This is a genomic window from Kitasatospora sp. MY 5-36, assembly GCF_001182915.1.
GTDB lineage: Bacteria > Actinomycetota > Actinomycetes > Streptomycetales > Streptomycetaceae > Kitasatospora.
In genome coordinates this window covers 1-14,438 of the sequence record NZ_LFVW01000088.1, presented here as the reverse complement: position 1 = coordinate 14,438, position 14,438 = coordinate 1, and the positions used below count along the sequence as shown (strand labels likewise).

General features: G+C 76.0%; 4 protein-coding genes. 1 reads left to right on the top strand and 3 read right to left on the bottom strand.

Annotation, left to right across the window (positions count from 1 at the left end):
- The first annotated feature begins 69 nt into the window (after positions 1-69).
- On the top strand, positions 70-3,183 hold the full coding sequence (locus AE652_RS07250) for an AMP-binding protein (protein WP_369808276.1): 3,114 nt from the start codon (positions 70-72) through the stop codon (positions 3,181-3,183).
- Between the two features lie 61 nt (positions 3,184-3,244).
- On the opposite strand, the gene AE652_RS07245 is transcribed toward AE652_RS07250, so the two are convergent.
- The 3 genes from AE652_RS07245 to AE652_RS07235 all read right to left on the bottom strand — a co-directional run.
- Positions 3,245-6,379 carry a non-ribosomal peptide synthetase gene (locus AE652_RS07245; protein WP_049650343.1) on the bottom strand — a complete coding sequence of 1,045 codons (3,135 nt, stop codon included), beginning with the start codon at positions 6,377-6,379 and terminating at the stop codon, positions 3,245-3,247.
- The gene (locus AE652_RS07240) at positions 6,376-11,907 is read right to left on the bottom strand and encodes a non-ribosomal peptide synthetase/MFS transporter (protein WP_049650342.1); all 5,532 of its coding nucleotides are present in this window, start codon (positions 11,905-11,907) and stop codon (positions 6,376-6,378) included. Before AE652_RS07240 ends, AE652_RS07245 begins: the two co-directional genes overlap by 4 nt.
- A 55-nt stretch (positions 11,908-11,962) precedes the next feature.
- On the bottom strand, positions 11,963-14,438 hold a 2,476-nt coding region (locus AE652_RS07235), incomplete at its 5' end, for a non-ribosomal peptide synthetase (protein ID WP_049650341.1).

The window sequence follows — 14,438 nt, the reverse complement described above, 5'->3', positions numbered from 1 at the left end:
GACGATCTGTGAGACGGATCTGGCGCACGCCTCGACCAGTCCGATACGGTCTGGACCAATCAGCGGGCGATCTTCCTGTGGCATCGTTCCGCCACGCTCCGAACGCCTCCGGGAGTCGTCATCAGCGCCCGACCCGCCTCCGTTCCGCTCACCCTCCCGGCGCTCCTGGACCACCGGGCGGCGCTCCATCCCGATCGCACCGCGCTGCTCGTGCCCGGTGGCGGGAGCCTCACCTACGGCCGGTGGCGCGAGCGGGCGGTGCGGGCCGCGCACGGGCTGGCCGGGGCGGGCGTGCGGCCCGGGGACACGGTGGCGCTGCTGTTCACCAACCGGGAGTGGGACGCGTACGCCGTGGCGTTCCTGGCCGCCCACTACGCGGGTGCGGCCGGGCTGGTGATCCGCGAGGACTTGGCCCCGGCCGATGTGGAGCGGCTGGTCGAGGCGGCCGGGGCGCGCTGGGCGGTCGCCGGGAACGGCCCGCGCACCGCGCTGCCCACCTTCGCGCTCGACGGCCTCGACGGCCTCGGCGGTCTCGACACGCCGGACGAGCCGCCGCACCGGGTCGCCCCCGGGGACCTGGCCCAGGTCATCGGGACCTCGGGCACGACCGGCACCCCGAAGGGCGTCCGGGCCGCGCACGCGAGCCTGACCGCCGGTCTGGTCCTCGACCCCCGCCCCCGCCCGTACGCGCACTCGCGGCACGCGGTGCACGCCTTCCCGATCGGGACCAACGCCGCCCAGGCGGTGCTGGTGAACGCGCTGACCGCGCAGCCCACGACGATCTGCCTGCCGCGCTTCGACGCCGAGGAGTTCGGGCGGGTGGTCGAGGAGTCCGGCGCGGGCACGGTCTTCCTGGTGCCGTCGATGGCGGTGGAACTGCTGAACTCCGGGGTCGCCGACCGCCGGGACCTCGGCAGCGTCCGGCTGGTCGGGTCCACCGCCGCCGCGCTGCCGCCCGCCGTCGCCGCCGGGCTGTCCGCCGCCCTGCCGAAGGCGACGGTCGTCAACACCTACACCTCGGCCGAGGCCGCCCCCGCGCAGATCTCCGCGGTGGTGGACCCGGGCCGTCCGGGTTCGCTGGGCCGCCCGACCGACCCGGCCGACCTGCGGATCCTGGACGAGGCCGGGGAGCCGGTGCCGCCCGGCGGGACCGGCGAGATCTGGCTGCGCCAGCCCGGCCCGCCGCGCGGGTACGCCGGGGCGGCCTCCGACGCCGTCTTCCGCGACGGCTGGGTGCGGATGGGCGACCTCGGCCGACTGGACGGGGACGGCTACCTCCACCTGGTCGACCGGGAGAGCGACATCGTCAAGTCCGGTGCGCTGAAGGTCTCGACGCTGCGGATCGAGGCCGTGCTGCACGAACACCCGCAGGTCGCCGACGCGGCCGCGCTCGGCCTGCCGCACCCGGTGATGGGACAGGTGCCGGTCGCCGCGGTGGTCCCGCGGCCGGGCGGGATCGACCTCGACGGCCTGCGACTGTTCCTGAGCGAGCGGCTGGCCAGGCCCGAACTGCCGGTACGCGTCCTGGTGTTGGACTCCCTGCCGCGCAACCCGAGCGGCAAGGTGCTCAAGCACGAGCTGCGGACCGCGTTCGAGGAACCCGCCCTGACGACCGGAAGGGCCCCGGAGACGGAGCGGGAGCTCGCCCTGGCCGGCCTGTGGCGGGCCGTGCTGGGACGGCCGGTCCAAGCGGTGGAGGAGGAGTTCTTCGCCCTCGGCGGGGACTCGTTCCGCGCCGTCCAGCTGGCCGCCGCGATCTCCGCCGAGTTCGGTGTGGCGGCCCGTACGGCGCTGGTCTTCGAGCGCCCCTCGCTCCGCGCCCAGGCGGCCTGGCTGGAACGGGCCGACGTCGCCCCGGCCGAGCCGGCGGAGCGGTCCGGGGCCGAGGTGTCGGACTTCCTCCGCTCGCTGCGCGCGCAGCCGCACGACCTGCCGCTCACCTCCCAGCAGGAGAACTTCCTGCGCTGGATGGCCGAGGCCCCGGGCCGCAACGTCGGCGCGGTGGCGGTGATGTTCCGGGTGACGGAGGGCCTGCGGACGGACGTCCTGGCCGACGCCCTCCACGAGGCGATCCGCCGCCATCCCGCGCTGCGGACCAGGTTCGTCCCGGTGCCCGGCGCCGAACCGGGGGTGCTGCGGGCCGTCCTGGACGACGAACCGCACGCGGACGTGGTGCTGGTGGAGGCGCCCGGCGCGAGCGACGACGAGGTGTCGGCGCGGCTGGTCGCCGTGCGCGACCGACTGACGGACGTCGCCGCGGGGCCGATGACCAGGCTGGCCGTGGTGAGCCGCGGGCCGGCGGACCACGTCGTCCTGCTGGCCGTCCACCACCTCGTCAGCGACGGCTGGTCGCTGGGGGTGCTCCTGCGCGAGCTGGGGGTGGCGTACTCGGCGCTGTGCCACGGGCGCCGGGTGCCGGCCGCCCGGCCCGGCCCGGAGTACGGCGAGCTGGTGGAGTGGTCGAACGCCCACTGGCCGGCGTCCCGGACGCACTTCGGGACGGCGCTCGCGGACGCGCCCGCCGCGGTCGACCCCTTCCCGGGGCGCCGGCACACCGAGGTGGTGCTGAGCGCCGCCCACGCGTTCACGGTGCCCCCGGCGGCGGCGGACGCGCTGCGGGCCAGGGCGGCGGAGCTGGGGGCCACGCCGTTCCTCGCGGTGGCGGCGGTCTGGAGCGGCCTGCTGGCCGCCCGCAGCGGACAGCCGGACCTCGTCCTCATGACCCCGGTGCCCGGGCGGACCCGGCCGGAGGCGGAGCGGGCGGTCGGCTGTTTCGTGCAGTCGCTGCTGGTGCGGGTGGACGTGTCGGGCGCGCCGGGCTTCGCCGAACTGCTCGACCGCGTCCGGTCCGCCGCCACCACGGCGCTCGACCACCAGCTGTACCCGTTCGCGGAGTTCAGCCCGCTGGTGCCGTTCGCGGCCTGGCTGCGGTACGAGAACTGGAGCGCGCCGGCCCAGCTGCCGGGGGTGGCCTGCGCGGCCTGGGAGCTGCCCCGCAACGCCACCGTGCCGTACCCGCTGCCGGGCGGTGACCGGCACGTCCCCGAGCTGGCGGTCACCGAGCAGCCGGACGGCGCGCTGCGGTGCTGGCTGCGGTACAACGAGCACGCCTTCGAGGCGGCGACAGTGGCCGCGCTGGCCGACGACCTCGCCGCGGCGCTGGCCGGGGCGGCCGGCATCTGACACGAGGCAAACGGGGGTGCGGCCGTCACCGGCCGCACCCCCGGACCATTCGGCCGCCCGCTCAGCCGGAGAGGCGCCCGGCCGCCTCCTCCTCGCTGAGCGCGTCGATCTCGGCGATCAGCAGCGCCTCGATCCGGGCCGCGAGGGCGGCCGGTGTGCTGCTCTCGAACACCTCGCGGATGGGGATGTCGAGTCCGATCCCGGCCCGGATCCGCGCGGCGACCCGGGTGACCAGGAGCGAGTCTCCGCCGAGCGCGAGGAAGTCGTCGAACACCCCGACCCGCGGCACTCCGAGGACCTCCTGCCACAGCTCGGTGACCAGCTGCTCGGCGTCGGTGCGCGGCGCGACGTAACCCGACCCGGCGGCCGGCCCGGGGTCGGGCAGGGCCGCGAGGTCGGGCTTGCCGTTCGGGGTCAGCGGCAGCCGGGCCAGCGTGACGACGGCGTCCGGGACCATGTAGGCGGGAAGCCGTACGGCGAGGTGCTCGCGCAGCTCGGCCGCTCCGGGCTCGGCCCCCGGGCGCGGGACGGCGTACGCCAGCAGCCGACGGCCGTCGCGGACCAGCACGGCGGCCTGCGCGACGCCCGGGTGCGCGGTCAGCGCGGACTCGATCTCGGCGGGCTCGATCCGGTAGCCGCGGAGCTTCAGCTGCGCGTCGCCGCGCCCCAGGAACTCCAGCCGGCCGTCCGCCCGCCACCGGGCCCGGTCTCCGGTGCGGTACATCACGCCGCCGGCGAAGGGGTCGGGCACGAAGGCCGTCGCGGTCAGGTCGGGCCGGCCCAGGTAGCCCCGGGCCAGGCCGCTGCCGCCGATGTACAGCTCGCCCTCGGAGCCCCGGGGCAGCAGTCCGCCGTGCTCGTCCAGCACGTGGAGCCTGACGCCGGGCAGCGGGCGGCCCAGCGAGGGCCGGCGGTCGGCGTCGGCGGCCGTCAGCTCGGCCGCGGTGACGATCACGGTGGCCTCGGTGGGGCCGTAGGTGTTGACGAGCCGGACCGCGTCCCCGTGCCGCCGACGCCACCGGGCGACCGTACCGGCGCGCGCCTCGGAACCGCCGATGACCACCAGGCGCAGCGCGTCCGGCCAGCTGGTCCCGTCGTCCAGGCCGACGAGCTCCTCCCAGTACGCGGTCGGCAGGTCGAGCACGGTGACGGTCCGGCCGGCCGGACCGGCCAGCAGGTCGGGCAGGGTCCGGCCGCCGCCGGGCAGGAGCACCACGCACGCCCCGGCCGCGAGAGCCGGCCAGAGCTCCTCCACGTGGGTGTCGAAGCCGAGGGAGGCGAACTGGACGATCCGGTCGTCGGGGCCCAGCGCGTAGCCGTCCGGGCCCGCCATCCAGTCGACCCGGGCGGAGACCGCCGGGTGGTCGACCGCGACGGCCTTCGGCGCCCCGGTGGACCCGGAGGTGTAGAGGACGTAGGCGAGGGCCCGCGGGTCGGGCGGGGCGAGGTCGGCGGTCCCCGCCCCCGGCAGGTCCGTGCCGGTGAGGGTGAGGACGGCGTCGGCCTCCCGGACCATCAGGGCGCGGCGCTCCTCGGGGTGGGCCGGGTCGAGCGGGAGGTAGGCGGCACCGGCCTTCCAGACCGCCGTCAGGGCCACCACCAGGTCGAAGGAGGGCGCCATCGACACCGCGACCACCCGGCCGGCCACCGGGCCGAGCCGGCGGGCCAGGTCGGTGGACCGCCGGTCGAGTTCGGCGTAGGACAGCGTCCGTCCGTCGCACTCCAGGGCCGGCGCGTCCGGTCGGGCGGCGGCCTGCTCGGCGAACCGCTCCAGCACCGTCCGTACGGCGGCCGGAGCGGCCGGGCCCGCCCCGAGGGCGAGCAGCGCCGCCCGCTCCTCGGCGCCGACGAACCAGTCGCCGTGCAGGGGGAGTTCCGGGTCCTCGACGATCCGCGTGTACAGCTCGCGGCACCGGTCGCCGAGCGCCTCGACGGTCCCCCGGTCGAACAGCTCGCGGTCGTAGCAGAAGGAGAGCGTGATCCCGCCGTCGGGGGTGCGCCAGCTGTCGAGCAGCAGGTCGGTCTTGGCCTGGTCGAAGCCGGAGTCCATGCCGGTCGTCCGGACGCCCTCGGGCAGGGCCGGCTCGCCGGAGCCGACCGCCAGGTCGTTCTGGCTCTGGTGGACGAAGACGGCCTGGTAGAGCGGTCCGGCTCCGGTGTCCGCGGGCAGGCCGAGGTGGGCGGCGAGCCGCTCGGCCGGGGCGTCGGGACGGCTCAGCGCGGCCAGTGCGGCGGACCTGGTCCGCTTCAGCACGGTGCGGAAGCCTGGCTCGCCGGTGAGGTCCGACCTGATCACCGCGGTGCGGTTGAAGTAGCCGAGCAGCGCCTCGTGCGCCGCCTCGGTACGGCCCGCCAACGGGGTGCCGACCACGAAGTCCCGGCAGCCGGTCCAGCGCGCGAGCACGCTCTGGTAGCCGGCCAGCAGCACCATGAACGGGGTGCACCGCTCCTGCCGGGCCGTCCGGTCGAGGGCGGCGGTCAGCTCGGGGCCGAGGTCGACGGTGACGAACCCGGCGGGTCTGGTGGGGCTGGACGGTCTCGGCCGGTCGAACGGGAGGCGCAGCGCTCCGGTGCCGGCGAGCCGGTCCGCCCAGAACCGGAAGGCCTCCTCGCCCGCCTCCCCGCCCGTCCTGGCGCGTTCGGCGCGGGCGAAGTCGCCGTACTGCAGAGCGAGTTCCGGCAGTTCCGCGGGTGCCTCGCCGATCGCCTCGCGGTAGAGGGCGAGCAGTTCGCGCCACATCGTGCGGAAGGACCAGCCGTCCGCGACGATGTGGTGGACCACGACGCTGACCGCGTGTTCCCGCTCGCCGGCGCTGATCAGGGTCGCGCGCAGCGGCGGCGCGGCGGCGAGGTCGAACGGCGCGTTGACGTACGGGCGGCAGGCGTCGGTGAAGTCCTGCTCGGTCGCGCCCTCGGGCAGGCGGATCGTGACCAGGTCGGTCGCGGCCGGGGGCTGGACCAGTTGGACGGGCTCGGCCTCGTCGGGTCCTTCGGGCGCGAAGCGGGTGCGGAGGATCTCGTGCCGGGCGGTCAGCCGGTCGAGCGCGGTGCGCAGGGCCCGGGGGTCGATCGGCCCGGTCCAGCGCCGGTTGAGGTACATGTTGAAGCCGGCGTCGTCCGGGTGGACCTGCTGGAGGAACCAGAGCCGGCGCTGTTCGGCGGTCAGCGGGTGGATGGCGGTGGCGGTGGTGGTCACCGGACGGTCACCTCGGTCTCGGAGCGGTGCGGGAGGGTGGGCGCGGCGGCGTCGGCGGCCCGGTCCTGGATGGTCTGGAGGCCGACCAGGTCGTCGGGCTCGGCGTCGGGGACGTCCCGGTCGAAGTGGCGCAGCACGGGCACGGCCAGGCAGACCAGCGCGAGGGCCGCCATGGCGAGGCCGAACAGCAGGTAGAGCAGTCCGATGCCGCGGCCGTCGCCGGTGCCGATGAGCCGCCCGACGCTGCCGGCGAGGGCGCCGTCGTGGTCCATCAGCGGCTGGAGGAGTCCGGGGCCGAACGGGGCGACCACGGCGAAGCCGACCGGCAGGGTCGACCAGGCGACCATGGTGTTCACGGCGATCACCCGGCCGTGGAAGCGCAGCGGCACCTTGGTCTGCACGATGGTCGCGTAGGCGCCGTTGAGCAGGGCGAGCGCGAAGGTCATGCCGAACGCGCCGAGGGCGACCGTCCAGATCGACGGGCGCAGCCCGGTGAGCAGGCAGGCCGCGGCGACCACCAGGGTGGCGAGCAGCACCCCGCGCAGCTTCCGGCGGCGCGGTCCGCCCCAGGCCACCAGCGTGATCCCGCCGAGCACGGCGCCGAGGCCGGCGGCCGTCGACACCCAGCCGGCCGCCGAGAGCGGGGCGAAGGAGAGCACGAGCGGGGTGGTGAGCAGGAACAGCGGGGAGAGGAAGACGTTCAGGACGGCGAAGTACAGCAGCATCGCGCGGAAGTGCCTGCTGCCCAGGGCCCGGCGGAAGCCTTCGCGGATCTCCGCGGCGATGCTCTCCCGGCGGGTGGAGCCCATCAGGTCGGGGAACCGGACGGCCAGGGTGACGGTGACCGCGACGGCGTAGCCGGCCACGTCGAGGGCGAGGATGCCGCCGAGTCCGATCGCGGCGAGCAGCCCGACGGCGAACAGCGGGACGAGGAACTGGGCGAGGCCGAAGGCCATCTGGACCACGCCGTTGGCGCGGCCGAGGTAGCGCTTGGGGACGAGCTGCGGCACCGCCGCGTTCCAGGCGAGCCGTTGGAAGGAGAGGGCGGCGGACAGCACGGCGATGAGCGCGTAGGCGTGCCAGACCTGGAGGCCGCCGGTGGCGTACAGCAGGAGCAGGAGGGCCTGGGTGAGTCCGGCGGCGAGGTCGCCGAGGAGCATGGTCCGGCGCCGGTCCCCCCGGTCGACGACCGCGCCGGCGAGCGGGGCGGCGAGGATGCCGGGGACCAGGCCGCAGGCGGCCAGCAGTCCGAACTGGGCCAGGGAGCCGGTGCGCAGGTACATCCAGACCGGGAGGGCGAACTCGGTGAGCGCCGATCCGATCATCGACACCTGCTGCCCGGAGGCAACGGTGAGGAAGCGGCGCATGGTGGGGCGGACGGACGCCCGGTCCCCGTCCGCGGCCGGTCGTTCGGCGTCCCGGGAGAGCCCGGCCAGCCACCAGGTCGCGCTGTCCGTGCGGCGGTGGCGGTCCTCCTCCCCCGCGGCGATCGACCGGTGGACGCCGGTGACGACGGCCGCGAGTTCGGCGGCCCGGTACTTGAGGTAGAAGTGGCCGGCCTCGTCGAGGACGACGACCGCGGTGGTGTCGGCGATCCGGTGCCACTCGCGGAAGCGCTCCTGGTAGAACTCGGTGGCCGGGTCGCGGTCGCCGCAGACCGCGATCACCGGGGCCTTGATCCGGCCGCCCTCGGTCGCGAACATCCGGGTGAAGTACCGTTCGACGTCCTTGGTGCCGGTACGGCGGTTGCGGACGATGAGCCGCAGCTGCTCCGGGTCCAGTTCGTCGGTGTCCAGGCCGGCGGCGGCCAGCCCGTTGATCATGTCCTGGTCGCTGCGCAGCCGGTCGAGGAGTTCGGCCCACCGCTCCCCGACCGCCGCGCCGCGGCCCTTGGGCCGGGCGAAGGGGAAGATGCCGCCGAGGTGGACGGCGTCGATGTCGCGGCCGGCGGCCTCGACCCGCCGGGCGATCTCGACGGCGAGGCGCACGCCGACCCCGCAGTGCCCGTACAGCACGATCCGGCCCTCGACGTTCTCGAGGATCTCGCGGGCGCAGCGGTCGGCGACCTCGTCGACGTCCATCGGCTCCTCGCCGAGTTCGTGTCCGGGGACGGCGACGGAGTGCAGTGCCCAGTCCTCGGGCAGGGCGTCGGCGAGCGGTTTGTAGATGAGGGCGCTGCCGCCGCCGTAGGGTGTGCAGACGACGCTTCCGGTGGTGCGGCGCCGCTCGGGGGTGAGGCGGTGCAGCAGGCCCTGCGGCCCCCGGTCGGCGGCCGGGTCGGCGACGAGCGCGGCGAGTTGGCGGACGGTCGGGAAGCGGAAGAGGTCCATCACGCCGACGGGTGTCGGCAGGTCGGGGAAGGCGCGGCGCAGCCGGGCGACGACCTGGGTGGCGAGCAGCGAGTGCCCGCCGATCTCGAAGAAGTCGTCCAGGGCGCCGACCGTCGCGACGTCGAGCACCTCGGCCCAGATCGCGGCGATCAGCGTCTCGGTCGCGCCCTCGGGCTCCACCCGGCCGGCGGCCGGGGCGGCGTCCTCGGGTTCGGGCAGGGCCTTGCGGTCGACCTTGCCGTGGGCCAGCAGCGGCAGCCGGTCGAGGACGACGAACCGGGCGGGGACCATGTAGTCCGGCAGGACGGCGCCGAGCTCCGCGCGCAGTTCGGCGGGGGCGGGGGCGGTTCCGCCGCCCGGGCGTTCGAGGTAGGCGACGAGGTTCTGCCTGATCCCCTCGCCGCGGACGGTCACGAAGGCCTGGGTGACGCCGGGCAGCGCGGTGAGGGCGGCCTCGATCTCGCCGGGCTCGACCCGGTAGCCGCGGACCTTGATCTGGTCGTCGGCGCGTCCGAGGTATTCCAGCGTGCCGTCCGTCCGCCAGCGGGCCAGGTCGCCGGTGCGGTACATCCGGCCGCCGGTCGCGGCGAACGGGTCGTCGAGGAAGCGTTCCGCGGTCAGGTCGGGGCGGCCCAGGTAGCCGCGGGCGAGCCGGTGCCCCCCGAGGTGGAGCTCCCCGGTCACGCCGGGCGGTACCGGCCGCCGGGCGGCGTCCAGTACGTAGCAGCGCGCGCCCGCGAGCGGGGTGCCGATCGGCGTGTTCCCCGGGCCGTGGTCCTCCGGGTGGACCTCGTGGACGGTGACGCCGACCGTCGCCTCGGTGGGGCCGTAGTGGTTGAACACCGCGCACCGGCCGAGGCCGGCCAGGTCGGCGGCCCAGGCCCGGGACGAGGCCTCGCCGCCGAGCACCAGGGCCCGGTGCGGCAGCAGGCGCTCGAGCGGGGCGTCGGCGGACAGCGCGGCCAGGTGGGAGGGCGTCATCTTGAGGTAGTCGAGCCGCGACGCCTCGATGTGCCCGGCGAGTTCGGCGCCGGCGATGCGGCGGGGCAGCAGGTGGACCTGGCCGCCGGTGGTGAGCGCCAGGTAGAGCATCGTGATGCTGAAGTCGAAGGACAGGGACTGCAGCAGGCCGTAGCGGGCGCCGGGTTCGATCCGCAGCCGGTCCCGCACGCCGGCCAGGTAGTTGAGGATCTCGCGGTGCTGCACCGCGACGCCCTTGGGCTGCCCGGTGGATCCGGAGGTGTAGATGACGTACGCGAGGTCGTCGGGGCCGGAGGCCTCCGGGAGCGGCGCGTCGTCCGGGGCACCGGCCGGCGCCGGTGCGGCGTGGTCCACGAGCAGCTCCGCGCCTCCGTACGCGGGGAAGCGTTCCCGCAGCGCCGAGTCCGTCACCAGGACGCGCGCGTCGGCGTCCGCCACCAGGTGGGACAGCCGGGCGGGCGGCTGCTCCGGGTCCAGTGGCAGGTAGCAGCCGCCGGCCTTCAGGACGGCGACCAGCGCGACCGCCAGGTCCGGCGACTGCTCCAGGCACACCGCCACCCGGTCGTCCGGCCGGACGCCCAGCGCCCGCAGCCGCCGGGCCAGGGCCGTCGCCCTGGTGTCGAGTTCGCGGTGGGTGACGGTGGCGTCCTCGAAGACCAGGGCCGGGCGGTCGCCCGCCTGCCGGGCCGCGGCGGCGAGCAGCGCGGTCAGCGTCCGGGGCCCGCCGTCGGGGAGGTCCGGGCCGGCCGCCCAGTGGTCGAGCACGTCGGCGCGCTCGGTCGCGGTCAGCAGCGGGAGGTCCTCGACGGGCCGGTCCGGATCGGCGGCGGCCGCGGTGAGCAGGACCTCGAAGCGCTCGGTGAGCCGGCGCACGGTGTCGGCGTCGAAGAGGTCGGTGCGGTAGGTGATCAGGCCGAAGAGCCCGCCGTCCTTCTTCTCCCGGAGGTAGAACGCGAGGTCGGCGTGGCTGGTGGTGGCCGCGTGCCCGAATCCCTCCGCGGTGGCGGCGGGCGCGGCGGAGGCCGCGCGGTCGCCGTAGTTCTGGAAGGCGAAGGTCACCTGGAACACCGCCGAGCGGCTGACGTCCCGCTCGGTGTCCAGGTCCGCGACCATCTGCTCGAACGGCACCTCCTGGTGGGTGTAGGCGTTCAGCGTCGTCTCCCGCACCCGACCGACGAGCTGCCCGAAGGTGAGACCCTCCTCCAGCCGCGCCCGGATCGGCAGCATGTTGACGAACGCGCCGACCACGCCCTCCAGTTCGCGGTGGAGCCGGCCGGCCACGGCCGAGCCGACCGCGAAGTCCCGCTGTCCGGCGTGCCGGCCGAGCAGCGCCTGGAGCCCGGCCATCAGCACCATGTACGTCGACGCCCCGCGGGCGCGGGCGCACTCCGCGAGGGCGTGCACGAGCTCCGGGCTCCAGTGCAGTTCGACGGCCGCGCCGTCGTAGCCGAGCAGCGGCGGCCGGGGGCGGTCGGCGGGCAGCTCCAGGGCGGGGACGTCGGCGAGTTCGGTGCGCCAGTAGGCGCGGGAGTCGGCCAGGGCGCCGCTGTCCAGCCGGTCGCGCTGCCAGCGCGCGTAGTCCCCGAACTGCACCGGGAGCGGCGGGAGTCCGGCGTCGGTGCCGTGGGCGTACCGGGCGTAGAGCGCGTCCAGTTCGCGGTTGAGGATGTCGATCGACCAGCCGTCGCCGACGATGTGGTGCATGACCAGGGCGAGGACGTGGTCCTCGTCGGCGAGCCGGACCAGCAGGGCCCGCAGCAGGGGGCCGCTCGCGAGGTCGAAGGGTCTGGCGGCGAGCGCGCCGATCTCGTCCGCGGCTCTTCGTCCCGGGTCGGGGTCGTCGGAGGCGTCCACGAACTCGGCGGGGAACGGGCCCGGTTCGGCGACCAGGACCTCGGCCCTGCCGTCCTCCGTGACCGGGAAGGTCATCCGCAGCCCCTCGTGGCGCTCCACCAGGGCGGCCAGGGCGGCGTCCAGGGCCGGGCGGTCCAGCGGCCCGCGCAGCCGCCGGGCCGGGGCGAGCGTGTACGCGGTCGCGCCGGGCGTGAACTGGTCCATGAACCAGAGCCGTTCCTGTCCGCTGGACAGTGGCGGCGCGCTGTCCGCAGGGCGGGGCTCGACCACCCGCACCGGGGCCGCGGCGCCCCGCAGGCGCTGGGCGAGGAGGGATCGTTTGGCGGCGGACCAGTCTGCGGGCAGGTCCCGGGTGTCGGTCATCGGCAGTCCATTCGGGCGTGGAGCGGGGCGGTCGCGGAAGGGCGGTCGGCGGCGGTCAACGCCGCTCTCGCACGACGGCGGCCAGGGCGGCCGGGGTGGAGGCGTCGAAGAACAGGTCGAAGTCGAGTTCGACCCCGAACGCGGCGCGGATCCGGGCGGTGATCTGGATGATCGTCAGCGAGTGTCCGCCGAGGTCGAAGAGGTCGTCCTCCGGGCCGATGCCGGAGGCGCCCAGGACCTCCTCCCAGATCGCCAGGACGCTCGCGGTGACCTCGTCGGCCTCCACGGGACCGGCCGCGGCGGTGCGCGGCGGCGCGGGCAGGGCGCGCCGGTCGAGCTTGCCGCTCGCCGTGAGCGGCAGGCGGTCGAGGGCCACGAACTGCCGGGGCACCATGACCGCGGGGAGGGTGCGCAGCAGGTGGTCCCGCAGGTCCGCGTCGGACGGCGGTTCGCCGCCGGGTGCGGCCACCCGGTAGCCGACGAGCGCGGGGTCCCCCTCGGCCTGCCCGCACACGGCGACGGCGGCCGCGGCGACCGCCGGGTGGTCGAGCAGCGCGGCCTCGATCTCGCCCAGTTCGATCCGGTGGCCGCGGATCTTCACCTGGTCGTCGATCCGGCCGTGGAACTCCAGTTCGCCGTCCGGCGTCCACGCCGCGAGGTCACCGGTGCGGTACATCCGGCCGCCGGTTCCGGCGAACGGGTCCTCGACGAAGCGTTCCGCCGTCAGTTCGGGGCGGCCCCGGTAGCCGTCCGCGACGCCGTCGCCGCCCAGGTGGAGCTCGCCGGGGATCCCGATCGGCAGCGGCCGGCCGTCCGCGTCCAGGACGTACGCCCGGGTGTTGGCGACCGGCCCGCCGATCACCACGGCCTCCGGTCCGGCCGGGACGTCGGCGCAGGTCGCGTAGATCGTCGCCTCGGTCGGGCCGTACCCGTTGATCAACCGCCCGAGGGAGCCGCGGAGTTCGCGGGCCAGCGGCAGCGGCAGGGCCTCCCCGCCGACGATCCCGGTCAGCCCGGCCGGCAGCGGCCCGGCGCTGAGCAGCACGCGCCAGCCCGCGGGGGTCGCCTGGAGGTGGGTCACGCCTTCGCGCCGGACCAGCCCGACCGTGCCGGGCGCGTCCAGGGCGGCGCCCTCCGGTGCGAGCACCAGCCGGCCACCGGTGACCAGTGGCAGCAGGATCTCCAGCCCGGATATGTCGAAGGAGAGCGAGGTCAGGCCGAGCCAGACGTCCCCGAGCCCCGAGCCCAGCCGTTCGGCGAAGGAGGTCAGCAGGTTCACCAGCGCCCGGTGCCCGATCTCCACCCCCTTGGGCCGCCCGGTCGAGCCGGAGGTGTACAGCACGTAGGCGAGGTCGCCGGGCGGGGTCGGTGCCGCCGCGGACCCCGGCTCGGCGTGGGCGCTCCCGAGCCGGAGGACGGCCGGTGCCGCCGCCGCCACGTCGGGGGCGGGCTCCCGGTCGGCGACCAGCAGGGCAGCGCCGGAGTCGGCGAGCACGAAGGCGAGCCGCTCGGCGGGGTGTCCGGGGTCGAGCGGCAGGTAGGCGGCCCCGGCGGCGTGCACCGCGAGCAGGACGGCGGGCAGGTCGGCGGAGCGCTCCAGGTGCAGGGCGACGACGTCGCCCCGGCCGACCCCGGCCCCGCGCAGGACGGCGGCCAGTTCCTCGGTCCGCGCCACCAGCGCCCGGTAGGTCAGCCTCGCGGCGCCCGCGCTGACGGCGGGGGCGTCCGGCGTCTCGGCGGCCCGCTCCCGCACCAGGTCCAGCACGGTGCGCTCGCGCGGGTAGGAGCGGGCGGTGGCGTTCCACCCGTCCGTCACCAGGTACCGCTCCTCCGCTCCCAGCACCGGCAGGGCGCTCAGCGGCGCCTCGGGCGTGGCCGTCGCGGCTTCCAGCAGCGCCGTGTAGTGCCCGGCGACGCGGTCCGCGGCGTCCGGCGACAGGACCGCCGGGGCGTACTGGAGCGAGAACGCGAGCCCGTCGGCGGTGTCGACCGCCTGGAGGTGCAGGGTGTTGCGGGCGGCGCCGTTGAACACCGTGCGGTCCACCCGGACGGTGCTTCCCGGGAACACCGGGTCCACGGCGCGGGCGCGCCGGTAGCCGAACGACACGGGGGCCAGCCCGGCGCGCGGCGTGAGGCCGCTGACGGCCGCGCCGAAGGGCACGGGGCGGAACGGATACCCGCCGCGGGCCTCGGCGCGCACGGCCCGGGCGTACTCGGCGAAGGACGTCCCGGTGCCCACCCCGGCCGGGGCGTGCACCGGCAGCTCGTTGACGAACAGCCCGATCTCCCCGGCCTGTTCGGGCGTCCGGACGGACAGCGGCACGGAGACCGGGACGGCCTCGCCGCCGTAGCGCAGCAGCAGTGCGTGCAGTGCGGCGAGCAGGAACTCGAAGACGGTGACGCCGCAGCGCTCCGCGGCCTCGGCCACGGCGGCCCGGCCGCGCGCGTCCGTCCGCCACGTGGCGCAGGCTCCGGAGGCCGGGGCGGTGACGGCGTGCGGCAGCCCCGGGAGGACGGGCTCGGTCGCCGCG

Coding starts and splice junctions, on each gene's coding strand:
- AE652_RS07240 (WP_049650342.1), bottom strand. CDS start 11,907: ATGACCGACACCCGGGACCTGCCCGCAGACTGGTCCGCCGCCAAACGA.